22 protein-coding genes are annotated in these 21,849 nt (G+C 57.8%); 10 read left to right on the top strand and 12 right to left on the bottom strand.

Annotated features, from left to right (window positions below; translation table 11 throughout):
* Window positions 1–16 precede the first annotated feature (16 nt).
* On the bottom strand, window positions 17–721 hold the full coding sequence (locus AD949_RS09145) for a GntR family transcriptional regulator (RefSeq protein WP_048835140.1): 705 nt from the start codon (window positions 719–721) through the stop codon (window positions 17–19).
* Between the two features lie 562 nt (window positions 722–1,283).
* On the opposite strand from AD949_RS09145, the gene AD949_RS09140 reads away from it, so the two are divergent.
* Both AD949_RS09140 and acs read left to right on the top strand, forming a co-directional pair.
* Window positions 1,284–1,733 carry a DUF2501 domain-containing protein gene (locus AD949_RS09140; RefSeq protein WP_048835141.1) on the top strand — a complete coding sequence of 150 codons (450 nt, stop codon included), beginning with the start codon at window positions 1,284–1,286 and terminating at the stop codon, window positions 1,731–1,733.
* A gap of 238 nt (window positions 1,734–1,971) precedes the next feature.
* A complete protein-coding gene (gene acs / locus AD949_RS09135) occupies window positions 1,972–3,900 on the top strand; it encodes an acetate--CoA ligase (protein WP_052944524.1) in 1,929 nt (642 codons plus the stop codon).
* Window positions 3,901–4,044: 144 nt separating this feature from the next.
* Here acs and AD949_RS09130 read toward each other — a convergent pair whose 3' ends face one another.
* Both AD949_RS09130 and AD949_RS09125 read right to left on the bottom strand, forming a co-directional pair.
* The gene (locus AD949_RS09130) at window positions 4,045–4,494 is read right to left on the bottom strand and encodes a CHRD domain-containing protein (RefSeq protein ID WP_048835142.1); all 450 of its coding nucleotides are present in this window, start codon (window positions 4,492–4,494) and stop codon (window positions 4,045–4,047) included.
* A gap of 166 nt (window positions 4,495–4,660) precedes the next feature.
* Window positions 4,661–4,912, bottom strand: coding sequence for a DUF1653 domain-containing protein (locus AD949_RS09125; RefSeq protein WP_048835143.1), 252 nt, complete (start codon window positions 4,910–4,912; stop codon window positions 4,661–4,663).
* Window positions 4,913–5,042: 130 nt separating this feature from the next.
* Between AD949_RS09125 and AD949_RS09120 the strand changes: the two genes are divergently transcribed.
* Both AD949_RS09120 and AD949_RS09115 read left to right on the top strand, forming a co-directional pair.
* Window positions 5,043–5,567, top strand: coding sequence for a hypothetical protein (locus AD949_RS09120; RefSeq protein ID WP_371277357.1), 525 nt, complete (start codon window positions 5,043–5,045; stop codon window positions 5,565–5,567).
* A gap of 76 nt (window positions 5,568–5,643) precedes the next feature.
* Window positions 5,644–5,946, top strand: a complete 303-nt coding sequence (locus AD949_RS09115; RefSeq protein ID WP_048835144.1) for a hypothetical protein — start codon at window positions 5,644–5,646, stop codon at window positions 5,944–5,946.
* On the opposite strand, the gene AD949_RS09110 is transcribed toward AD949_RS09115, so the two are convergent.
* Window positions 5,929–6,873, bottom strand: coding sequence for an SAM-dependent methyltransferase (locus AD949_RS09110; RefSeq protein ID WP_048835290.1), 945 nt, complete (start codon window positions 6,871–6,873; stop codon window positions 5,929–5,931). The genes AD949_RS09115 and AD949_RS09110 overlap by 18 nt on opposite strands.
* Window positions 6,870–7,253: a DUF423 domain-containing protein gene (locus AD949_RS09105; protein ID WP_048835145.1), complete on the bottom strand. Its 384-nt coding sequence runs from the start codon at window positions 7,251–7,253 to the stop codon at window positions 6,870–6,872. Before AD949_RS09105 ends, AD949_RS09110 begins: the two co-directional genes overlap by 4 nt.
* Before the next feature lie 90 nt (window positions 7,254–7,343).
* On the opposite strand from AD949_RS09105, the gene AD949_RS09100 reads away from it, so the two are divergent.
* From AD949_RS09100 to AD949_RS09090, 3 genes are all read left to right on the top strand, one after another.
* Window positions 7,344–7,922, top strand: coding sequence for a cob(I)yrinic acid a,c-diamide adenosyltransferase (locus AD949_RS09100; RefSeq protein ID WP_048835146.1), 579 nt, complete (start codon window positions 7,344–7,346; stop codon window positions 7,920–7,922).
* Between the two features lie 497 nt (window positions 7,923–8,419).
* Window positions 8,420–9,100 carry a hypothetical protein gene (locus AD949_RS09095; protein WP_244463291.1) on the top strand — a complete coding sequence of 227 codons (681 nt, stop codon included), beginning with the start codon at window positions 8,420–8,422 and terminating at the stop codon, window positions 9,098–9,100.
* A gap of 33 nt (window positions 9,101–9,133) precedes the next feature.
* Complete coding sequence (locus AD949_RS09090) at window positions 9,134–9,601, top strand: hypothetical protein (protein ID WP_048835148.1); 468 nt, start codon at window positions 9,134–9,136, stop codon at window positions 9,599–9,601.
* An 81-nt stretch (window positions 9,602–9,682) separates the two neighbouring features.
* On the opposite strand, the gene AD949_RS09085 is transcribed toward AD949_RS09090, so the two are convergent.
* The 4 genes from AD949_RS09085 to AD949_RS09070 all read right to left on the bottom strand — a co-directional run bounded on the left by AD949_RS09085 (window position 9,683) and on the right by AD949_RS09070 (window position 13,495).
* A complete protein-coding gene (locus AD949_RS09085; protein WP_048835149.1) occupies window positions 9,683–11,116 on the bottom strand; it encodes an FAD-binding oxidoreductase in 1,434 nt (477 codons plus the stop codon).
* Between the two features lie 67 nt (window positions 11,117–11,183).
* Window positions 11,184–11,729 (bottom strand): hypothetical protein, encoded by a 546-nt coding sequence (locus tag AD949_RS09080; protein ID WP_048835150.1) that lies wholly within the window; start codon window positions 11,727–11,729, stop codon window positions 11,184–11,186.
* Entirely contained in the window at window positions 11,726–12,718 is a 993-nt protein-coding gene (locus AD949_RS09075; RefSeq protein ID WP_048835151.1) for an L-threonylcarbamoyladenylate synthase, read from the bottom strand. Before AD949_RS09075 ends, AD949_RS09080 begins: the two co-directional genes overlap by 4 nt.
* A gap of 6 nt (window positions 12,719–12,724) precedes the next feature.
* Window positions 12,725–13,495 carry a 3'(2'),5'-bisphosphate nucleotidase CysQ family protein gene (locus tag AD949_RS09070; RefSeq protein WP_048835152.1) on the bottom strand — a complete coding sequence of 257 codons (771 nt, stop codon included), beginning with the start codon at window positions 13,493–13,495 and terminating at the stop codon, window positions 12,725–12,727.
* Window positions 13,496–13,639: 144 nt separating this feature from the next.
* Here AD949_RS09070 and AD949_RS09065 point away from each other — a divergent pair, with 144 nt between their 5' ends.
* Entirely contained in the window at window positions 13,640–15,109 is a 1,470-nt protein-coding gene (locus AD949_RS09065; RefSeq protein ID WP_048835153.1) for a leucyl aminopeptidase, read from the top strand.
* 49 nt (window positions 15,110–15,158) lie between these two features.
* Here the strand turns inward: AD949_RS09065 and AD949_RS09060 are convergent, their stop codons facing one another.
* A complete protein-coding gene (locus AD949_RS09060) occupies window positions 15,159–16,019 on the bottom strand; it encodes an AraC family transcriptional regulator (protein ID WP_048835154.1) in 861 nt (286 codons plus the stop codon).
* An 88-nt stretch (window positions 16,020–16,107) separates the two neighbouring features.
* On the opposite strand from AD949_RS09060, the gene AD949_RS09055 reads away from it, so the two are divergent.
* Entirely contained in the window at window positions 16,108–16,893 is a 786-nt protein-coding gene (locus tag AD949_RS09055) for a class I SAM-dependent methyltransferase (RefSeq protein ID WP_048835155.1), read from the top strand.
* A 308-nt stretch (window positions 16,894–17,201) separates the two neighbouring features.
* Window positions 17,202–17,885, top strand: a complete 684-nt coding sequence (locus AD949_RS09050) for a YoaK family protein (RefSeq protein ID WP_048835156.1) — start codon at window positions 17,202–17,204, stop codon at window positions 17,883–17,885.
* 181 nt (window positions 17,886–18,066) lie between these two features.
* Here the strand turns inward: AD949_RS09050 and AD949_RS09045 are convergent, their stop codons facing one another.
* On the bottom strand, window positions 18,067–19,509 hold the full coding sequence (locus tag AD949_RS09045; protein ID WP_048835157.1) for a DUF2252 domain-containing protein: 1,443 nt from the start codon (window positions 19,507–19,509) through the stop codon (window positions 18,067–18,069).
* A 109-nt stretch (window positions 19,510–19,618) separates the two neighbouring features.
* On the bottom strand, window positions 19,619–21,823 hold the full coding sequence (locus AD949_RS09040) for a TonB-dependent receptor plug domain-containing protein (RefSeq protein ID WP_052944525.1): 2,205 nt from the start codon (window positions 21,821–21,823) through the stop codon (window positions 19,619–19,621).
* Window positions 21,824–21,849 lie beyond the last annotated feature (26 nt).

Below are 21,849 nucleotides of genomic sequence, written 5' to 3'. Positions count from 1 at the left end.
GTCTGTTATCGGCGTTTCAGCCAGCCTGCTCCAGACTGTTTTTGCGACGGAAAACATCGACGGAAATATTGGCGGCGTCCAGAATATGCTCGCGCGTCAGGCGGGCGGCGAGGTCCGCATCCCGAGCACGGCAGGCTTTCAGGATTGCCAGATGTTCTGCGTCGGTGATGGTTTTGCGGCCTTCCAGCACCAGATGCCCGCGAATATAGCGGTCCAGCCGGTTATGCAGGTCATCAATCATCGCCAGCAGGCGCGGTTTGCGCGCCGCCGCGTAAATGGCGTTGTGAAAGGCCCGGTTCAGCGCGCCGGAAGGGCGCGTGGTGTCTGGATTGCGGGTGCCTTCCACAAAGGCCTCATACGCATCTTCTATATGGGCAAGGTCCACGCGCGTCAGGTTCGCCACGGCGTCCCGCGCGGCCTGTTCTTCCAGCAGGGCGCGGATGTGCGAGTATTCCAGAATATCCGCGGCATCCAGCCTCATGACCATGGCACCGCGATTAGGCTGGAATGTCACCAGCCCTTCGGCTTCCAGATGTTTCAGGGCTTCCCGCACGGGGATGATGCTGACACCGAACCCGGTGGCGAGTTCAGACTGCGGAAGCGTCTGCCCGGCGTGAAGGGTGTCGGCCAGAATAGCTTTGCGCAGGGCGTCACAAATGGTGTCGGATGCCTTGCCATGGCCTGCAAATGCGGTCTGGTGAAAAAGACTGGCCGGCAGCATGGGCGACGGATCCCTTCAGATCATTTCTGATTCGTGATTATCCATCATAGTCCGCCGCTGCCGCCTGTCCAATCAGTTTGCATAAAGCAGTCGTTACAGCGGGTTGGAGGCTACGGTCACACTATCGTGATCACTTTCTGGGGGAGGAGGCGCGATGGTCTTGAAGGACCATGGAACAGACGGGCGGGAGGCAGCGGAATTACGGGATATTAGGCGTTGGTATGTGTCGGAAAAGAAGGGATGCAAGTTCTGGAGAACAGGTGTTGATCCTCTGCATAAAAGGAAAAAAATTCCTCTATCATCAAGATATTTTGTAACCTCTTCGGGCTTTGAGGTGCTTGGTGCATTCGCAGAATAACGCCCTGCCAGCGTCTTTGCAGCATGAAGAAAGTCGGATGAGAGAGGAGGCTGTTTGCGGGGTCCGGCCGGTGCCGCATTGCGCATCCGCAGGAATGTGGAGGGCAATCTGTGGTCTGCCATGCTCTTGGTGCGCGGAGGGCTGGCTTGATCTTTCCCAAATTTACAGGCCACTTTGAGGCACATTCCGCTAGGGAGATTCTGAATGAAACTGATTTCCGTACGTGCCCTGTCGGCGCTTGCTGTTACAACAATGCTGGCTGGCGCGCCGCTTTTTGCTCACGCTGCCGATACTCCTGCACCTGTCTCCAAAGGGGGCGAGCAGGCTGAAACTGGCGCCAAAACAGCAGTCCTGACGGATACAGACCTGTCCGGTTATGTCGGTTCCATCAACCCGGCTGAAGTCGGTGGCCTGCTGAACTACTGTACGCAGGGTAACTATGTTGATTATGACGACGGCTTCAAAGTGCTGCAGTCCTACAACAAGAAGACCAATGCTGTGCCGGACGGTCAGGAAGGCAACATGTTCTACGCCCGTGGGACAGCAGGCCAGTTGCAGGCCAATGGCAAGACCTATTCCATTGCCACGTCCAGCATTCCTGTGCGCCAGAAAACCTGTAAGGCCGTTCTGGATCGCGCCAAGGCTGCTCTGTAAAACAAAAAGTCTGATCCTCTTCCGGCCTGTGCTGCTCTGCGGTGCCGGGCTGGGGAGAGCAAACAGATGGGAAAGGTCAGTCGCTCCGCGGCTGGCCTTTTTTGTTGTAATGAACTAAGTTTAATGGCCCGGATCAAGCGTCTGTGCCTTTCCCCTTAGTGCCTGATGTGGTCAACATCTTTCTCGCCCTGCGACCAGACAGAACAGGGCCGAGAGATAAAAAAGGAGCGGAAAGAACGTGCCAGAAGCGTTTGAGGCTCCGGCTGGAGCAGGTCTGACAGCCGGACACTATGAGGATATGGTGCAGAAGGCACAGCAGGACCCTGAAACCTTCTGGCTGGATCAGGCCCGCAAGCTGGACTGGCATGTACCGCCGCAACAGGCCTCACGCTCTGACTTCCATCACGATGTGCGCGTTGACTGGTTTTCTGACGGACGGCTGAATGTTTCCGAAAACTGTCTGGACCGGCACGTTCGCACCCAGCCGGACAAGATCGCCCTGATCTGGCAGGGGCAGGATGAGGATAACAAGGACAGCCTGACCTATCGGGACCTGCACGCCCGCGTGTGCCGTCTGGCCAATGTGCTGCGGCGTCTTGGTGTGAAAAAAGGAGATTGCGTGGCCATTCATCTACCCATGGTGGTGGAGGGAGTGGTTGCCATGCTGGCCTGTGCGCGGATTGGCGCAATTCATGTCGTGCTGTTTGGAGGCTTTTCCGCCGAGGGTCTGGCCGAGCGGCTGAGTGACAGCGGTGCCGTGGTTGTGCTGACGGCGGACGTTGCTCGGCGGGGCGATAAACGTATTCCCAGCAAAGTCACTATGGATGAAGCCATTGAGTTCTGCGGGGCGGAAAGCCGTGTGCGGACCGTGCTGGTCGTGTCCGTGACAGGGGCTGACGTGCCGATGCAACAGGGGCGGGATCTGTTTTATACGGATGAAGTCGCGCAGGAAGTGCCAGATTGCCTACCGGAAAGCATGAACGCGCAGGACCCGCTGTTTCTCCTCTATACCTCCGGCAGCACCGGGCGGCCGAAAGGGCTTGTTCACGGGTCTGGAGGGTATCTGGTCTGGGCAGCATTTACGCACGCCATCGTGTTTGACCATAAGCCGGATGATATTTTCTGGTGTACCGCGGATACAAGCTGGATTACCGGCCATACATATGTGGTGTACGGCCCGCTGGCCAACGGCGGCACTATTATGGTGTATGAAGGTCTGCCCTCATGGCCCGCACCGGGCCGCTGGTGGGATGTGATCGACCAGTATGGCGTAACCGTCTTTTATTCCTCGCCCACCGTGGTGCGCGGTGTCATGCGGGAAGGGAATGAGGTTGTGCGCAGTCGCTCGCTCGCCAGCCTGCGCGTAATTGGCACAGTGGGGGAACCGATTGGGCCGGAAGCATGGCAGTGGTTTTATAAAGAAGTCGGTAAAAGCCGCTGCCCTGTAGCGGACACATGGTGGCAGACGGAAACTGGCGGGATCATGATTACCGCCGCCGCCAATCTGGTCACGCCTCGCCCCGGTTCGGCCTGCCTGCCGCTGCCCGGCGTGGAGGCCGCGCTGCTGGAGACGCAGGGGCACACTGTTGTGGAGGGAGCAGGTGAAGGGCTGCTGTGCATGGCGGGGTCTTGGCCGGGGCAGGCGCTGTCCATCTGGAAAGATCATGACCGCTACCGCCAGACCTATTTTACCACCTGTCCGGGCTATTATTTTACGGGTGACGGCGCGCGGCGGGAGGCTGACGGCTATTACTGGATTACGGGGCGTGTGGATGACGTTGTGAATGTCTCCGGCCATCGTATCGGCACGGCGGAAATTGAAGATGCCGTGGCGCTGGACCCACAGGTGGCGGAAAGTGCGGCTGTTGGCGTTCCGCATGATCTGAAAGGGCAGGCGCTGGTGGTGTTTGCGGTCCCCAAGAAAGCGGGCGTTTTCCATCCTGACGCTATTAACCGTGCTGTGGAGGTCGGGGTAGGGCGCTATGCCGTGCCCGAGAAGATCTATGTGGTGCGGGATCTGCCTAAAACCCGATCTGGCAAAATTGTTCGGCGTCTGCTGCGCAAAATTGCCTCGCATGATCTGGAAGGTCTGGGAGATCTGTCCACATTGGCAGACCCGGATATTGTGGCGGAACTGATCGCTCAGGTGAAAGAGCAGAACACCTGAGGGTTTTTATCAGAGCGGATGCTGTGCCTTAGCTGTGCTGCACCCTGTTCTTCTAGGTTGTTTGTTCTATAAAGCATGAAAAAGGGGCTGGTCTTGTGGACCAGCCCCTTCTTTGTATCCGCCTGCTTTCAGGCAAGGTCAGATTTATTTGGTTTTGGTGTCCGGAGCCGGAACGAGCTGCGCGCGGACCTCACCATGCGGGTGGGATGCGGTGCCCAGACCAACAAAAAGCTGACCATGGCGATACAGATCAATCTGGTCCGCGCTGAGAGTGATGGTGCCGGTCAGCGGGGCAACATACGGGCCTTTCAGGTCAGAAACTTTTTCAGCGGTTTTTCTCAGATCTTTTGCCGCCATCAGTTCTGCTCCCGTCACCGGGCCAGACAGGTTGTTCCACGTAATGGTGTAGCTAAGCTGATTGTTCTCAGTTTCCAGCGTTGCGCGGACACCGCCGGTGGCTTGGCTCGGCATTGCTTTCGCGCTGGCAAAATGGCCTTCAGACTGAATGGTTTCAGCGTGAGAAAGAACAGGCGTAAAAGCCAGAGCACCAGTCAGAAGAGCAGCGCCAAGCGTAAAATGTTTTTTTGAAATCATGATCGTCTCCTGTGAAGTATAATGTGTCTTACAGAAGTCTATAACGCGGCCTTTTGAAAACGGTTTCATGAGATTTTTTGCAGTCGGTTCTACGTCAGCACATTTTTGTGTTGTGAAGGGTGCTTTTTTCATGAGTTAACGGAAGAAAATAGTCCGGGTAATGACTTTACGGAGTGCTGCCAGAAGAGATCGGAGCAAAACGTGGCGCGCCGTTTACGGTTTCCTGCCACATGGCCAGAGGGCGCACCCAGTAATCGCCGCGTGCCTCGCTGCGGTAGGTGACAAGCCATTCCTCGGTCTCGCTGTGGCGTCCCACGCAAATCACAGTATAAAGCCCACCTTTGTAATGTCGGTACGGGCCGGGGCGAGGGTGGTTCGGGTCAGGGGTATCGAGAGTATTGGGATCGTGTGTTTTCATGGTAGTCTTCTGTTCCACAGCTTGCGGGAGGATCGCAACCTTGAACCGACATGTTCTTTCAGGCCGGATGCTGGCAGGCCTTGCTATGCTGGCGTTGGGTGCGGCACCCGGTTATAGCGCGATGCAGGCAATGGCCACCACGCATAAAAGCAGCGCGCACAGAGGGCATGCCGGGAAAGTGGCGGCACAGCAGGGCGGCGCGCCGGTGATTATGACCAGCCAGCCGGGTAGTGCGCTGGATAAGGAAGCCCGTAAGCTGAATGCGGATGATCTGGCCTCCGCCGCACGGCACCATGAAACACCACTGGTGCTGATTGGCTCGGCCCCCCTTTCCGTCAGCGGGAAGAGCATGGGCCTGTTTGTGCAGGTGCAGTCCGCCAGCCTGTGTGGCTCTGCCGGATGCTCGACAGACGTTTATTTGCAGCAAAAAGGGGGCTGGACCAAGGTGCTGGATTCCGTCAGTGGTCCCATCACCCTGCTGCCCACAACGCACGGCATCATGAAAGATATTCTGGTGGATGGGTCTGACCGCTGGATCTGGAAAAAAGGCACTTACGTGGATACGCTGGTAGCAACTGATCTGCCGGGCTTTAAAACCTCCATCCGCCGCCATCAGGCCGCTATGAAAAAAAGCGGCCATCCGGTTTCTGAATAAGAAATCTGTTTGAAAAGCCCGGTCTTGCTACACGAAAAAAGGTGGCGCGGCCGGGGTGAACGAGTACGGAGACTGCATGCCGGATAAAAGGCCACCTTCGACTGCCGCTGGCAGCATTGGGCGCACTTTGCTGAAAACCCTCGTGACCGTTGCTGTCTCGGTTTTACTGATTACCCTGCTGCGCGAAGGGCTGAGCCTGCTTCCGGCACTGGACCGCGTAACGGGCCTGCATGGTGGTGCGGCGGTGCTTCAGGTTCTGGCCGCCGATGGCAATGCCAGCCAGCAGCAAATGATTGCCGCTGGTCTGATGATCCTGTGCTTCCTGCTGGCGATTGTTCTGGTGCGTTGCGGCGAGCGGCTGTTAGACCGCAGCCGCTGAGTCCGCCTCAGCCTGAGACCAGAAAAACGTCAGCTCATGCTTGTTGTGCGCCAGATGCCGCAGGCTGCCACCGGGAATGGCCTCAAAGGCGGACACGGTCTCATGGTCTGTTTCCCCCTGAAATTTGACGGTCAGCACCATGTTGCGCGTGCGGCCTGAGTCAATCCAGCGTCTGGCTAGTGCCAGCAGGCGGGCTGGGTAGGCGATAATATCAGAAAAAACCCAGTCCACTTCCGGCAAGGACGCTGGTTCCAGCCCGAACGCGCTGCCTTGCTGAAACTGCACATGCGGCATGGCGGCCACGGCGGGGTCCAGTGGTGCGCGGTCAATCGCGGTGACATCCGCGCCAAGCTGCGCGATGGCCCATGTCCAGCCGCCGGGTGTGGCCCCAAGGTCCAGACAGGTTTCACCCGGTTGCGGCCAGCGGCGCAGAAGGGTGCAGGCTTCCCACAGCTTTAGATACGCGCGGGACGGCGGGCCTGTCCGGTTTTCCACAAATTTTGGCGCACCGTTAATGAATGGGCTGCTTTTACGCGCGGAAAACAGCATGGTGTCCGGGCTAAGTAGGGTCCATGCCCCCAGCGGGCTAACAGGCGCTGCCGTGGGAAAGGTGAGGAGCGCGGTTTTAATGGGCGGTAGATTTTCTTCAATTAACGCGGCGCGGCGGAAATAATCGGTGGCGTATAGCCCCCAGTTCCGCTGGCGGGCGCGCAGGATTTTTGCAGCCCCTTTGATGGAGGGAATAGTGACCAACTCCGGCTCTTCCCACACATCCAGCGCCCAAGGAGAAAATACGGAGGGCTGGCGGGAAAGGGCAAGTTGCCCATGCCAGCGGTCCACCGTTACGCCGCGCCGTTGTAAGTCCTGCTCCAGAACAGCTTCCAGCCCTTCCGGCCCAAGCCATGCGCCCCGAATATCCTCCGTCATGCGCGCAGCCATCCGATAGCAAGGGTGAGCCATGAAAGGATAAGAATGCTGCCGCCCGTGGGGGCAACATGAGCGGCATGCTGCCCGGTAAAGGCTGTGTAATACACACCGCCGCAGAACAGCAGCGTGCCCAACAGGAGCCCGCAGCCACCTAATGCCAGCAGTTTTGTGGGCTTCTCCCGCATAGTCAGGCCGAGCATCAGCAAGGCAAGCCCATGCCACATCTGCATTTCCATGGCGCCGTGGGCCATCAGGCGGCCACCCGAGCCGAAGTCAGCCTCTGGCAGATGGGCAATCAGCGCGCCGAGGATGACGCCAGAACCGGCAAGCAGAGCGCCGCAAACGCGCCATGAACGGGGAAGACTGGATATAGAGAGCATGATGACGCCTTATAGAGGCAGAACCGGGTAGGGCGGAAGCATAAACCTGCCTGTGAGGTTAAAGTAGCAGTAGGATAAAGTGAGTGAGCTATGAGTATTCGTATTGATCGCGTTGTGACGCGTGGGGGAGATAGCGGGCAGACCTCTCTGGGGGATGGCTCCCGTGTGGCAAAAAATAGTGCCCGGATTGAAGCCATGGGCTCTCTGGATGAATTGAATGCCGTGGTGGGCCTGTTGCGCAGCCATGGTACAGCGGACAGTCCAGTTGCCGCGCATTTGGCGCAACTTCAGAACTGGTTGTTTGATATGGGCGCTCTGCTCTGCCAGCCTCAAAAAACGGAGGCTCAGGCAGCCAGTCCATTGGGCGAGACTATTGTGGCAGAACTGGAATGCTGGGTGGAGCACCTGCGGGAGGCTCAGGCTCCGTTAACCAGCTTTATTCTCCCCGGTGGCACGCCCGCCGCCGCATGGGCGCATCTGGCGCGGACACAGGCCCGCACCACAGAGCGGCGCGTTGTCGCATTGGCGCAGGAGGAGGCCGTGAGCCCGGACTTGTTGAAAATACTGAATAGAGTGTCTGATTATTTCTTTGTTCTGGCCCGGCATTTTAATCAGGATGGCAGAACAGATCTTGTCTGGACTCCTGCCGCGCAGCGTGCGGAAAGGTAAAGGCTGGTTTAATAGGGCAGGCTTTTCTGGTTTCAAGAAAGGCCTGTCTGACATGTCACGATAAGGAGAAATTAGCCGCTGTTACTGGCATAACAGAACTTAAAATCGACTATAGTGTCCAGATTAAATATTTTTGAAACAGAATTTAGATTTAAAGAAAATTGATGATTTTTTCTTGTATCTGTTCTCAGAACTCGGAGGAACTGTCCGGGTGCGGGCCGGATTTTTGCGGAAAATGAGGCAGGTCTGCCGGAAACTGTTTGAAAATTACGGAATGCATGGTAAGCAGGCTGCACAAACCCGCTTAAGTGCTTTTAAAGCTCGGGCTGGGTGTTACCAACAAATATCATGGAACCTGTTGGGTTATTGCCCAGCCTTACCGCAAGTAAGGAAAAACGCTTTCCGGATGGTCTGACAGAAGCTGTTGCATAATCTTGCTGATCTGTATGGAAAATCCGGTTGTTACGTTTAACAGAGTCAGGAAAGTATAAAGACGCGTGACGTCCGAATTTATGAAGACCCCCTCATTTTTATCCCCTTCGATGGGTGACGAAAAACATGATGAGGCTTTTGAAGAAGCCTCTCTGCGCAGCGCACTGGACCGGTTAGGCGCACCCTCTCGTGCCCGTGCCGGAACCCCGCGCCCAGCGGTTGACCCTGCACAGGGCAAGCGGCGCCGTTTTGCAAAAGATGGTGAAGTGCTGGTGGAGAAACATTCTCTGGCCCGCACCACGCCGCGCACTCTGGCCATGCCGCGCGCAGCCAGCACATCCCGCGCCGTGCATTTTTCTGATGAGGACGCAACGGAAGTTTCCAGACTGCGCCGCCAGCTTGCAGATGAAAAACTGCGTTTTGAGGATGCTGAACGCCAGCTTGAAACTTTGCAGACCGCGCAGCGCGGGCTGGAAACCCGGCAGGCCCATGCGGACATGGTGGTGCGTGAACTCAAGTCCAAGCTGGCTGAGCGTGAAGAAGAGCTGACAGAAGCCGGTCGTGCTCTGCGCAGCGCCCAGCGCACAGTGGAAACGCTGGAAGAAGAAATGCAGGCTCTGCGCAAGAAACTGGAAGCCCGCCCGCGCGGCCGCCCGCGCCTGAAACCGCTTGAAGACGAGCAGGAAGACGAGATGCTGGTTGCCGAAGCGGATGAGCCGCAGCCCGTCAAGTGGTGGAAAGACTGAACTCCTGAGCCATTATGCATGTAGAGTGCGGGCATGAAGAATAATTCTGTCACACCTGCGCTGGTCTTTCTGGTGGTTGATGTCGCTCTGGGGGTTGCCTTTGTGCTGCTGCCCCCGGTGGTGATGAGTTTCCTGATGCTGCTTAAAGATGTGTTTGGTGTGCTGATTCTGCCGTTCAGTTTTCTGTTTGGGCTGGCGGGTTGGTCATCGGATATGTCTTCTCTGGGCAGTGTGATGGGCGGGCTGACGCCCACCATGCTACGCCATCCGTTCCGCGCAATTATTGCGGCGGCCTTTATTGCCGTGGGTGGCCTCTGCTCTGTTTTGGCCTGTAGCAGCCCGCGCGCGGCCCATGTGGAGCGGATTATTGCACCGCTTTTGACAGTGGCCGCCATTGCCCTGATGGGGTTGGAACTGGCTGTAATCCTTCTGCCAGCTTTGCTGCTCCAGCTTTCCGCCCTGCGCTATCCGGAAATGGATTTTTTCTCGCGCCGGAAATAAGCGTCGTTCCCGACTTCTGATTTTGTCTGAGAAAAACAGCGCCCTTTGCCTGATGCTATCAGGGGAGCGCTGCCTTTGCGGTTACGCTTGCGGGAAAATCTTGCCCGGATTCATTACAGTCTGCGGGTCCAGCGCGGCCTTGATTTTACGCATGGCATCCAGTTCAGCACCACCACGCCATGATGGCATCATGTAGGTTTTAAGCTGGCCGACACCGTGTTCGGCGGAAAATGATCCATCCAGTGTGCGGACAATGTTGGCAACGGTGTCCATCATCGCATGATCCTGTGCGAGAAAGTCTTTCGGGTCCATCCCTTCCGGCTGCACCAGATTAAAGTGGATGTTGCCATCCCCAATATGCCCGAACGGGGCTACGCGGATGCCGGGGATCAGCGCTTCACAGGCAGCGGTGGCTTTAGTGATAAACTCGGGGATGGCGGAAAGAGGGACGGATACGTCGTTCTTGACGGACGCGCCCGCGCGTTTCTGGGCTTCCGCATGTTCTTCACGGATCATCCACAGCGCCTGACGCTGGCTCTCGCTTTCCGCCAGCACGGCATCTGTCACCAGACCATCTTCCAACGCTTGCCCCAGCACCTCTTCCATCAAGGTGCGCAGGCTGTCATCCGCCCGAGGGCTGCCCAGTTCCACCAGAGCATAAGCCGGAGCGGGTTCGGACAGCGGCAGGGATGCGCCGTCAATCAGGCTGTTAACCAGCGCCATGCTGGTGCCAGACATATATTCAAAGGCCTGAATGGCCGCCGGGTCCTGTTTGCGGAAGGCGGCGAACAGGGTCAGCACAGCCTGCGGGTCCGCCAGTGCGCATAGGGCTGTCTCGCGTGAGCGGGGGGCGGGCTGAAGCTGAAGAATGGCGGTGGTAATAAGGCCCAACGTGCCCTCTGACCCGATCAGTAATTGTCGTAACGCATAGCCCGTATTGTCCTTGCGCAGACGGCGCATCAGGTTGAGCACCTGTCCGTCCGGCAGCACGGCTTCCAACCCCAGAGCGAGTTCCCGCGCGTTGCCGTAGCGCACCGTATTGTTGCCGCCCGCATTGGTGGCCAGAATCCCGCCAATTTCGGCTGACCCTTCGGACGAGATGGACAGGGGCAGCATCAGCCCTTCCGCCGCAGCGGCATCCTGCGCGGCTTTGAGGGTAACACCAGCTTCCACCGTCATGGTCAGGTCGGCGTGGTCAATGGTGTGAATACGCGTCATGCGGTTGGTGGAAATGACCACAGCCTTGCCGCTTGCATCCGGTGTGGCACCGCCCACCATACTGGTATTACCCCCCTGCGGCACCATCGGCACGCCGTATTCCGCACAGAGGGCCACGGCTTTTGCGCAGTCTTGTGTTGTCGCCGGACGCAGCACAGCCGCGCAGCGACCGTGGTAGAGCATGCGCCAGTCTGTGCAGAACGAGTCTGTATCCCCGGCATCGGTCAGCAGCCCGGTGGGGCCAAGCAGTTCAGACAGAGCAGTAAGAAGGGCGGCGGGCAGGGCGGTGTCGGACATGGGATAAGCCTTGGTCGGGGTCAGGGTCTTATAGGGCGGAAAGCCATGCGCTGGTCACGGATTTTCCTTAATACAGGTAACGTGCGTTGTCTGTTACGGGATGAAACGCCGCGTAAAACAGATGGAAAAGCTGTGTTCCGGCAATCCCGGCCAGCAATCCGGCGATGACGGCGACAGAGATGATCATCAACCGGGGGTAGCTGCTGTCCATCATCTTCATGCCCAGCTTGTGGTTTGCTTCGGCATAGGCTGTCTGCGCAACATGGAGTTGGGATTTCAGATTTTCATTATTCCCGCGCACAATACGCAGGTTATGTTCCATCCGGTTCAGAATTTCTCCCCGGTCATGCAACTGGATGCGCAGGGTGTGAACGGTGTTTTCCAGTGTGCGGATTTCCGCGATATCCGCTGCCGTGCGGGGCGTGTTTTGGGCGTCAACATGCGGGGCGAGGCTCTGGAACAGGTTTTTCAGTGCGCCGCCGGTTATGCCGTCGCGGCGTGCCCGGGATTTGATAGCTTCCAGCGCGGTCTCGGATTGTCCTGACTGCTCTTCCAGCACCAGTGCCAGAATATCAGAGAGAATCTTGATTTCTCTTTGGTCCATCCGGCTCATGGTTTGTCTGCATCCGTCGGCCGAGGGGCTGCGGCGCGGCGCAGACGGTCCTGAATGGCAAGGCCAAGCCCCTGCGTGGGGATGGGCTGCACGGCAAGGCCGGTCAACTCAAAGGTCGCCTGCTGGCTGTCCAGAAAACGCAGGCCGGAAAACAGGCGAGCAGCGGCTTCTTCCAGATTGCCCGTGGGGCTGAGGTTCCATGTCACAACAGCATCCGGCAGCGGTGTCGGGCCAAAAGCCAGCAAACCTTCCTGCGGGCTAATGCTGGTGGCGTTCAGGCGCACGGGCAGGCTGGGGGCGTAATGCGAAAGCATCCGGCCCGGCGAGAGCGGGGCTGTATCGGCGTTCGTTTCCGGGTAGGCGAGGGGACCACACAGCACTTCCAGCGCTTCAACCGGAATACCGCCGGGGCGCAGCAGGCAGGGGCGGCTTGGGTCGGTCAGATCCAGCACAGTGCTTTCCAGCCCTACGGTGCACGGGCCGGTATCCAGCACGGCATCAATCCGGCCTTCCAGTTCTTCCAGAACATGGCTGGCGTCAGACGGGCTGATGCGGCCGGAGCGGTTGGCGGAGGGGGCTGCAACCGGCCGCCCGACGGCTTCCAGCAAAGCCAGAACGGCATCTCCCCGTGGCACACGCACGGCAAGGGAGGAGAGGCCATCCGCAGCCAGATCGCTCACCGTGCTGTCGGGGGTGCGAGGGAGCACGAGTGTCAGCGGGCCGGGCCAGAAGGCTTCTGCCAGTTTCAGGGCAAGCGGATTGGCCTGCACCTGCGTAAAGGCAGCTTCCGCGCTGGCAAAATGGCTAATTAGCGGGTTAAAGCGCGGGCGGTTCTTGGCTTCAAAAATACGCGCAACGGCTGCGGGTTGTGTGGCGTCTCCGCCCAGCCCGTAAACAGTCTCCGTGCCAAACGCCACAAGGCCACCTTCCCGCAGGATGTGGGCGGCGGTGGCAATGCCGGATGGGGTGGCGGCAAGACGTTCTGTCATGGAAACTCAGAGTTTTCCGGTGCAGATAAAAGGCGGATTTTTCCAGTCCGCTTTGCCGTAAAGCAGCGGGCTACCATCCAGCAGCGTGACGTGACCGCCAGCGGCTTCCACAATAGCCTGTGGCGCTGCGGTGTCCCACTCCATGGTGGGGCCAAGGCGGGGGTAAAAATCCACAGCCCCTTCCGCCACGCGCGCGAATTTTACAGCAGAGCCGATATTGCCCACGGAGGCCACGCGGCGCTCGCCCAGACAGGCAGATAGGCGTGGGTCATCCGCATAATGGCGGGAGGCCAGAACACTCAGCCCTTCAGGTGGCGGGGTGCGGGTCTGGATCACAGTGGTGCCGTTTTTATCGCGGCGTTCAGCAGGCAGACCAACGCCCCCCGTATAAAGCTGATAATAAGCGGGGAGAGCCATGGCGCCCAGCACGGCGCGACCGCCGCGCACAAGGCCGATATTCACCGTAAAATCATCCCGCCCGGCGGCAAATTCCCGCGTGCCGTCCAGCGGGTCCACCAGCCAGTAGGTGTCAGATACCGCATGGCGCAGCCCAGCAGCCATTTCTTCTTCGGCTATCACGGGAATATCCGGCACAGCCGCGCGCAGACCTTTGAGGATATGGGCTTCTGCCGCATGGTCCGCTTCCGTCACCGGGGAGGAGTCGGTTTTGGTCAGCGTTTCAAAACCCCGCGCACGGATGGTGCGGATAATTTCGGCGGCTTCATCCGCCAGTCTGGCGGCAAGAGCCAGCAGGCCTGCATCGGTATGGGTGTTCATTCCGCCACCATACGCTAGGAACGGCGGCGCGTCATGCCCTGCCAGTTTTTTTAAGAGTGCCCCTGCCGTGCTCTTGCCAAGGGGCGAGGCGGGACGTACCCAAGGTAGGTATAAAGCTTGAGACGTTTATGGAGGCCAGCCATCATGCTTCAGATTTCATTTTCTCCCGAAACCCTGCCAGAAGACGGGGCACTGGCTCTTCTGCTGGCTGAAGGGCAGGATCGTCCCGCTATTTTCGCCGCGGCTGACAAGGCGACCGGCGGTGCGCTGAGCCGCGCGGCAGAAGCAGATGACTTTACCGGCAAAGACGGCTCTACCTGTGTTGTGCTGGCACCGGGCGCTGGCTTTTCCCGCATTGTGCTGGTGGGCGTTGGCAAACTGGACGCTTTTGGCGCGAAGGAAGCCGAAGCCGCTGGTGGCGTTGCGGCCTCTGCGCTGAGCGCGCAGGAAAAAGCGACTGTTGCGCTGGGCAATGTGCCACAAAACTTTGCTGCATCTGTTGCGCAGGGTGCCGTGCTGGGCGCGTATCATTTCTCACTCTATCACAGCGCACCGGCTGTTGAGAAAAAGCACCGTCTGGCTACCGTAACGGTTCTGACGGCAGACGTGGCCGCGGCAGAAGCCGCTTTTGCGCCGCTGGCCGCTGTGGCGCGTGGCGTAATCCTGACGCGTGATCTGGTGACGGAACCAGCCAACGTCCTGAACCCCGAAGAATTTACCGCCCGTGTTACGACTCTGCGCAGCCTTGGGCTTGAGATTGAGGTGCTTGAGCAGGCCGAGATGGAAAAGCTCGGCTTTGGTGCGCTGCTGGGTGTGGCGCAGGGGAGTGCGAACGCCCCGCGCACCGTCATCATGCGTTGGAATGGCGGCGCGAAGGATGAAGCCCCGCTGGCCTTTATTGGCAAAGGCGTAACGTTTGATTCCGGCGGCATTTCCATCAAGCCCGCAGCGGGCATGGAAGAAATGAAAGAAGACATGGCTGGTGCTGCCACCGTGACCGGCCTGATGACCGCGCTTGCTGGCCGTAAGGCGAAAGTGAATGCTGTTGGTGTGATCGGGTTGGTGGAAAACATGGTGTCCGGCACGGCCCAGCGCCCCGGGGACGTTGTGCGCAGTGCTTCCGGCCAGACCATTGAAGTGCTGAACACAGACGCCGAAGGGCGCCTCGTTCTGGCAGATATTCTCTGGTACGCGCGGGACCGTTTTGCACCGAAGCTGATGGTGGATCTCGCTACGCTGACAGGGGCCATCATCATCAGCCTTGGCCATGAATATGCTGGCCTGTTCTCCAATAATGATGCTCTCTCGGCCCATCTGACCGCCGCAGGTACCGCAACGGGTGACAAGCTGTGGCGCATGCCGATGGGCGCTGAGTATGATGCCATGCTGAAATCCGACATTGCGGACATGAAGAACATCGGTGGCCGTCCGGGAGGCTCCATCACCGCCGCCCAGTTCCTGAAGCGCTTTGTGGGGGAAACTCCGTGGGCGCATCTGGATATTGCCGGAATGGCATGGAACAAAACCCCGCGTAACGGTCAGCCCAAAGGTGCCTCCGGCTTTGGTGTGCGTCTGCTGAACGAATTTGTGCAGAAAAACTACGAAAACGCCTGAGTTTTTCTGGCTTTACATGACGAAAAAGGGCCTCTTGCGAGGCCCTTTTTTATGGGTCGCTCTGTCTGCTACCGCTTTCGTGGCGGTCATGTGATGGCCCAAGGGTTTGCAAGTTCCGAAAGCGAACCGGCGACAGACCCATCAAGCCGGTAAAAGCTTTTGCAAAGGCGCTAAGCGATGCGTAACCGACACTTGCGGCCACGTCCGTTACGCGCTGCCCCTCTGCAAGCAGGTTTGCCGCGTGGAAGAGGCGAGCCTGAGTGATCCACTCCTGCCATGTCATGCCGGTTTCTTCCTGAAAATAGCGGCGAAAGCTGCGTTCTGACATTCCGGCATAACGTAGCGCCAGAGGCAGGTTTGCCTGACCGGGGCTGACAAGGGCTGCGTCCATGGCGCGTATCACAGACGGATGGGTTGCGCGCGGCAGTGTGAAAAACCTGTCTGATCTCGCCTGCATTTGCTCCATGCAGAGCATACCCAGAGTCTGGAAAAAACTCTGGGCAATGGGGGTTTGTTCTACTGTGCCCGGTGGCCAGCGCAGGGTGTGGAGCAGCATCTCCTGCACCAATGTCGTTATGGGGAATGTCTGGATAGTGTTCACGCGGTTATGCGGAAAATATGCAGGGTCAAAATAGACGGAAACACCATCCAGATCACGGATCATGGTCCTATGGCGTGTTTCGGCGGGAATCCAGATGGCATGAGCCGTGGGCAACAGATGATGGCCGTCCGGCCCCTCAATCTGCGTTGCGCCGCGTCTTGCATATGTGATCTGGTGGCATGGATGGGCGTGCCAGTCGTAAAAGATGGCTGACGAGGGATTGCGGAATGCAAAGCCGGGTTTCCCCGGGCCATCCAGTCTGTTCTCGACAAGGACGCTTTGTGTTTCTCTGGCTGTCAGATTTTTCATTGGCCGATATTCGCTTGTTTCTGGCCGTATGGCGTTAGACGGCCAGTGCTCACGTCTTTATCCTGAATCGACAAGGAAAGGAATAAAGATGTCTGCTTCTCGCACACCTCATGACGCTCAGATTGTTGCGCAGTTTACACGCTGGGCGAAGCCGTTTGCCGAGTTGGCTATTCACGCGGAAGCGGAAAGCATGGCGCAGACCCTTGCTGCCTGCGCATTAACAAGAGGCATGAAAGTGCTTGATGTTGCCTGCGGTCCCGGGATTGTTGCGTGTGAACTGGCCCGCGTTGGCGCGCAGGTTACAGGCATTGATCTGACACCGGCCATGATCGAACAGGCACGCCTGCGTGCGGACAATATGGGTGTCACGGTGGCATATCATGTTGGCAATGCACTGCATTTACCGTTTCAGGCGGACAGTTTTGACCGAGTGGTGACACGCTACAGCTTTCACCACATGCAGGAACCGGAGAAAGCTCTGGCGGAAATGGTACGCGTCTGCCGTCCCGGTGGCCGGATTATTGTGATTGACGCCACCCCGGCACCAGAATGTCAGGAAGGCTATGATCGGGCGGAAACTTTGCGTGATCCTTCGCATACTAGCGCCCTGACACTGCCTCAACTCTTGTCGCTGGGGGAGGGTGCGGGGTTATCTCCTGTGGTGATGCATCAGTATCGTCTTGCCTCCCATCTGCAAGATCAGGTCGCGCCGGAGGACTGGAATGCCCTGAAGGCGCTGTTTGCAGAGGACATCGCAGGAGGTCAGGATCGTTTGGGTATGGGGGCATGGGAAGATGCAGACGGCATCCATTTCTATTTCCCGATCTCTATCGTGGCGTGGAGCAAAAATGTGCACGACAAGACTCTCACTTGATCTTGAGTGAATAAACTATCTGTCAACAGGCCTGTCATGTTGGGATGAGGCAAGTAGACAGGCATTTTCTGCCTTCATCTGAGTCGATTAACGAACCCTGAAACTTATCCAGCAGGAGACCTGTCACTCTTCCTTAGTCGTCGGTCAAACGCGTTGGCGCTTTGCCTGCTATCAGGTGACCTGCGCGACCTGTTGGAGCCTATCTGTTATGCTGTGGGCGTGTTCGCCATCATTGTATAGATATAGGGTCTGACCATGGAACGCATTGCTCATAGACGTTATCTTTTATTACCGGAACTGTCAGAGTAATGCCGACTGTCCTTCTCCCTGTTTCGATTTCCGCCCGGCGGGTATTCATTCTCGGGCTTGTCGCGGGTTATGTCGATGCTCTGAGTTTTGTCGATCTGGGCGGTCTCTTCGCGGGTGCGATGACGGGCAACACGACGCATATGGGCGCATCATTTATCAGTGGCAACTGGCAACGCGGTCTGCTTCTAACTGGTGCATTGGGCATATTTTTTCTTGCCGCCACTCTGGCCAGCTTGTTGCGGTTATTGTGGGCACCAGCTTGCGGGATTTTGATCATGACGATCCTCATGGTTCTGGCGCAGGCAGTTCATGGCTCAGCCTTACGATATTGGGGAGAATTTCTTGTGCTTCCCGTCCTTCTTGGTGTGCAAGGCGAGACGATCGCCAAGTTTTCGGGCACCCCTATGCCAACCATTGTCGTGACGACAAATCTTCTGAAAGCAGCATCTGGAGTTGCGGAGTGGATGGGCGCTTGTATCGCACCGGATAGGGTTACACGCCCTGCCGCAGGAAGTATTTTTTTGCCGTTGCTGTCTTGGGTAGCTTTTCTTGCGGGTGTGATGGCTGCTGCAATGGGGCTGGCTTTGCACGGTAGTTTTCCGTTTTTATGGCCAGTCCCTTTCCTTGCTTTTCTTTATTGGGATATCAGGAAAACTGAGCGGGCAGGGCAGGATGATAATTGATATTTTTGCGCCACACCATTGGATCAGGGCAAGATATCATGTCTTCTGCCATAGTGCAGACAGTCCGTTTTCTCCCGCTTTGCCAACGTGCCATATGATCATGGGATCGATAATTTTTTATTAAGGCTTGGTAGGGGTGTCATAAAAAAACGACAACCCCTACCAAGATATTTTAGAAAAATCAGGATTTTTTCTTGGTGTCAGAAGGCGCTTTTTTAGCGGTTTCCCCTGCCTGCGCAAAAATCCGTCCTTCTTTAATTGCCGCACAGAATCCTTTCCAGTCCGTATTGGTCTGGTCGGCATAGGCGGTGGAGAAGCTGGCAATGGCGTCTGCAAAGGCGCGGCCTGCGCCGAGATAGCCTGAAAGGGTGGCAACGTCCCCGGAGCGGGCATGGGCGCGGGCGAGTGTGCGACCGCAGAGGACGGCGTAATCAGGCAGACCGACCTGCGCGAATTCTGCACCAATGGCGGCCAGACGCTGGTCTTTCAGGCGGCGGACATAAAACTGCCGCTGGCCGACGGGCAGAGTGCCCGTTTCTCCGTCCACCTCATCCGTGCCGCCGCTATGTGTCCAGCCCAGAAAGGCATCTGTTGCTGTCTGCATGATGCGCTGACCCGTAACAACCCGCTCTCCCTGATTATGGAACGGGGAGGGGGCAAGATACGGAGCCAGAACGGAGGTCTGCGCTTCCTTGATCTGGAGCAGAAGCACCTCATTATCCGGCGTGGAAAACAGGCCGATCGCGCAGAACGTGCCAACGCTGCCTACGCCGACAACCTTGAAGATCACGTCCTGCAAGCGGTAGCGGGAAAGCAGAATGGCGCGCTCTGGCGGCTGTGTTGCAAGGTAACGGGCAAAGGCGGCGCGAATGGTGTCATCCTGCTCCGGCAGGCGGACTACCAGCGGCGGCTTTTCCGTCAGGCGCGGCGTGCCGCAATCCTGCGCCACAAGGCCGAAGTGGGTGCGGGCACTTTCCAGCCGGGCATCCAGCAAGCTCTGCACTTTTTTACGGGCCTGCTTGTCCTGAAAGCCGGCAATGGCGGCAGAAAGATCAATGCGCTCAGCCCAGACGGCCAGCGGGTTGAGGGGGGCCAGATACGCCATTTCCTGCGCGTAAGCCTGTGCCATGTTGCGGGCCAGCGCGCGGGCGGCAGTGTTGGGCAGGCCGCCTTCACGTCCCGCCAGCACTAGAGAGGTGCCTAGGCGCTTTACGTCCCATTCAAAAGGCGCGGACAGTGTTTCATCAAAATCATTGATGTCAAAAACAGGCAGGCCTTCGGGAGAGGCATAGCTGCCGAAATTGGCCAGATGGCAATCGCCACAGCTTTGCACCTTTTGGCCAGTGGTGGGTGTTCCGGCCAGATCCGCCGCCATGACGGCCGCTGCCCCGCGCAGGAAGGCAAAGGGGGAGACCGCCATGCGAGCATAGCGGACCGGCAGCAGCGCACTGATGCGGTGCGTACCCTGCTCCACAAGAATGGAAACAGGGTCCTTCCTGTGTTTGGGGGGCTGCCATTCCGCCTGTTGGGTGCGGGGGGCGCTTTTGCGAAGTTTCACGCCCTCAGCATGGCGGAGGGCGCGGGGGCGGAGGCTGGCAGTCTGGGCCGGAGGAGCTGATGTCATACAACATTTTTAGGCTCAGTCCGGCGGTTGTGCAAACACACTAATTATAACGGCGCTTAGTTCCGCGTCGGTGTCATTTTTGATCCGGCTTATGTCGCCAGAACATGCCTCAGCCCGAGATTTTCAGATTGACGTAAAAGTTGCGCCCCTGTTCCGGGTAACCACCGACCATCTGATAGTTTTGGTCCAGCAGGTTGGAGGCGTTCGCGCCAATCTGCACGTTAGGTGTGATCTGGTAATCCACTCGGGCGGAAATATTTACGTTATGGCCCGTGCGGAAATAGGTTGTGCCGAGTGAGTTCATGGTCCAGCGGTTGGAGGAAATAGCCACGTTCGGCACAAAGCGCAGTTTTTTGACAGGCGACCATTCTACATAGGCGAATGCCTTATGAGACGGCACATCCATGGGCCGATAGCGGGGTTCAGACCCCGGCGCGCTGACCTCCTGATGCGTATAGGTATAGTTGCCGCCGAGCAGAAGGTTTTTGCGGAGCGGAATAGCGAGAGAAATTTCAGCCCCGGCATAATTCCCACTGTTGATGTTCCGGCTTTGGGAGACCGTGACGCCATTATAGTGGACTGGGAACGAGGCAATAAGGTCTGTCAGGTGGGAATAGAAAAGTGCTCCCGCGACTTCGATATGTCCGAAAATGTGAGAACCGCCAAGCTCATAGTTCTGTGCGCGTTCCGGGCGCAGGCCGGGGTTGGAGACAGCGCCGCCAAACCGGGTGCTGAAACGCTCAAACAGCGTGGGGAAGCGCACACGGTCTGAGACGCTGATGTGCAGTTCGGACATTTTATCCGGCCGCCAGCTCAGGCGGGCCTGCCCGTTTGGAGCGCCCCGGTTGCGGGTAGGATAGCGGATAATACCGTCAGCATACCCCTGCGCATGATCCAGCACGCGCCAGTCGTAACTGACTCCGGTTGTCAGATCCAGTGTGGGCAGGAAACGAAACACGTTTTCCGCAGCGATACTGTAGCTTTCCTCAACAGAGGACGTGGTTGGCTGGTACGTCCCGCTGGGGAAAACCTGCTCATGCTCTGTATGTTCGTCACGGCGGCCATAAAAGGCGATGCCCAGCGTATCCTTGCGGGAAAGTTCCGCATCCAGCCGGACGTTTCCACCCCATGCGGTGTCATTATAATAGCTGTTGAAGGCTTTGGGTCTGGTCTGGGTATTCAGGTTGGCATTATCAAAACTTTGTAGAAGATTATAGAATGTATTGCGATACAGGCGGGAACGTAGGGTGAGCCTGTCGCTCAGTCTGGTGCGGGAGGTTAGGGAAAGGCTGTCCAGATCCCACGCGGGCCATGTCCAGTCCTTCTGGGCGCTGACAGGGTCCGTCACGCTGAAGGGCGCACGTTTCTCCCCGCTCTGGCGGGTGTAGTTAACGGTATATTCGTCTGTCGCGTTTGGTGTGTAGCCGACTTTAAAATTAACGCGCCAGTCTTGAGAGTCTGTCAGAAGCCGTTTGCCTTTGCCTTGTGAGGGCGTGGGCTCGTAGTTGGAGGACAGGTCCGTATGGTCCACATTATTGATCGCGAAATTGGCCTGTGCGTACCATTTTTCATGCTTGGTGCCGATCAGCCCGAACACGTTATAGCCTGAATAGCCGCCATCATGCCCCAGCATGGTGCCGCCGCGAAGTTCCCCTTCCAGCGCCTTATGGGGTTTTCTGGTCACAAGGTTGACCATGCCGCCCATGGCGTCTGGCCCGTCCAGAACGGAAGCATACCCTTTGGCGACCTGAATTTCCGCAATGTCAGGGGTTAAAAAGCGCCCGTAATCCAGCCGGTTGTCAGCAGGCAGATAAATGCGGATACCGTCCACCATAAGCGGCACCTGAAAGCGGTTGAACCCGCGCACCATAATTGTGCGCTCATTGCGCGCGCCGCCGGTATTGGCTGCGTTCACACCGGGGATGAGATTAGCGGCCTCATCCAGCGTATTTTTGTTCAGAGTATAAATAGCATTTGCGGAGAGAGTGGAGGTACCTACCAGCGCGTTGCGATGTGGGTTGCCGAACACTGTAATTTCGCCGGGACCATAAATGTCGGACCCAGCGCGATCAGCCACCACGCTTTTATAGGTTGGAGTGCCGGTAGTCAGCGCATCATAGGCACTGTCAGGACGTGTCTGCGGTGGGGCGGCGGGCGTGGCGGCTGCGGGGAAGGAAGCCTTCTTTTTGGCGGGTCTCTGCTTTGGCGCGTCCATGAGCGGAGTGGGGGCGGCAAAGGCTGCTCCCGTGGAGAGCAGACTGGCCAATGTCATGGCGGAAAGCGCGCGCGTGCTTGCCGGGAGAAAGGCTTTCATTGAGGGGGAAGTTCCTTTAACAATAT

Origin of the sequence: Acetobacter orleanensis (genome assembly GCF_001581005.1) — a bacterium.
Classification (GTDB): domain Bacteria; phylum Pseudomonadota; class Alphaproteobacteria; order Acetobacterales; family Acetobacteraceae; genus Acetobacter; species Acetobacter orleanensis.
This window is presented reverse-complemented; position numbering and strand designations above follow the sequence as displayed.

Coding starts and splice junctions, on each gene's coding strand:
- AD949_RS09075 (WP_048835151.1), bottom strand. CDS start 12,718: ATGACAGAACGTCTTGCCGCCACCCCATCCGGCATTGCCACCGCCGCC.
- AD949_RS09110 (WP_048835290.1), bottom strand. CDS start 6,873: ATGACGGAGGATATTCGGGGCGCATGGCTTGGGCCGGAAGGGCTGGAA.
- AD949_RS09040 (WP_052944525.1), bottom strand. CDS start 21,823: ATGAAAGCCTTTCTCCCGGCAAGCACGCGCGCGCTTTCCGCCATGACA.
- AD949_RS09080 (WP_048835150.1), bottom strand. CDS start 11,729: ATGAGCCGGATGGACCAAAGAGAAATCAAGATTCTCTCTGATATTCTG.
- AD949_RS09100 (WP_048835146.1), top strand. CDS start 7,344: ATGAGTATTCGTATTGATCGCGTTGTGACGCGTGGGGGAGATAGCGGG.
- AD949_RS09045 (WP_048835157.1), bottom strand. CDS start 19,509: ATGACATCAGCTCCTCCGGCCCAGACTGCCAGCCTCCGCCCCCGCGCC.
- AD949_RS09090 (WP_048835148.1), top strand. CDS start 9,134: ATGAAGAATAATTCTGTCACACCTGCGCTGGTCTTTCTGGTGGTTGAT.
- AD949_RS09130 (WP_048835142.1), bottom strand. CDS start 4,494: ATGATTTCAAAAAAACATTTTACGCTTGGCGCTGCTCTTCTGACTGGT.
- AD949_RS09050 (WP_048835156.1), top strand. CDS start 17,202: ATGCCGACTGTCCTTCTCCCTGTTTCGATTTCCGCCCGGCGGGTATTC.
- AD949_RS09060 (WP_048835154.1), bottom strand. CDS start 16,019: ATGAAAAATCTGACAGCCAGAGAAACACAAAGCGTCCTTGTCGAGAAC.
- AD949_RS09125 (WP_048835143.1), bottom strand. CDS start 4,912: ATGAAAACACACGATCCCAATACTCTCGATACCCCTGACCCGAACCAC.
- AD949_RS09070 (WP_048835152.1), bottom strand. CDS start 13,495: ATGAACACCCATACCGATGCAGGCCTGCTGGCTCTTGCCGCCAGACTG.
- AD949_RS09055 (WP_048835155.1), top strand. CDS start 16,108: ATGTCTGCTTCTCGCACACCTCATGACGCTCAGATTGTTGCGCAGTTT.
- AD949_RS09145 (WP_048835140.1), bottom strand. CDS start 721: ATGCTGCCGGCCAGTCTTTTTCACCAGACCGCATTTGCAGGCCATGGC.
- AD949_RS09140 (WP_048835141.1), top strand. CDS start 1,284: ATGAAACTGATTTCCGTACGTGCCCTGTCGGCGCTTGCTGTTACAACA.
- AD949_RS09115 (WP_048835144.1), top strand. CDS start 5,644: ATGCCGGATAAAAGGCCACCTTCGACTGCCGCTGGCAGCATTGGGCGC.
- AD949_RS09105 (WP_048835145.1), bottom strand. CDS start 7,253: ATGCTCTCTATATCCAGTCTTCCCCGTTCATGGCGCGTTTGCGGCGCT.
- AD949_RS09085 (WP_048835149.1), bottom strand. CDS start 11,116: ATGTCCGACACCGCCCTGCCCGCCGCCCTTCTTACTGCTCTGTCTGAA.
- AD949_RS09120 (WP_371277357.1), top strand. CDS start 5,043: ATGGCCACCACGCATAAAAGCAGCGCGCACAGAGGGCATGCCGGGAAA.
- AD949_RS09065 (WP_048835153.1), top strand. CDS start 13,640: ATGCTTCAGATTTCATTTTCTCCCGAAACCCTGCCAGAAGACGGGGCA.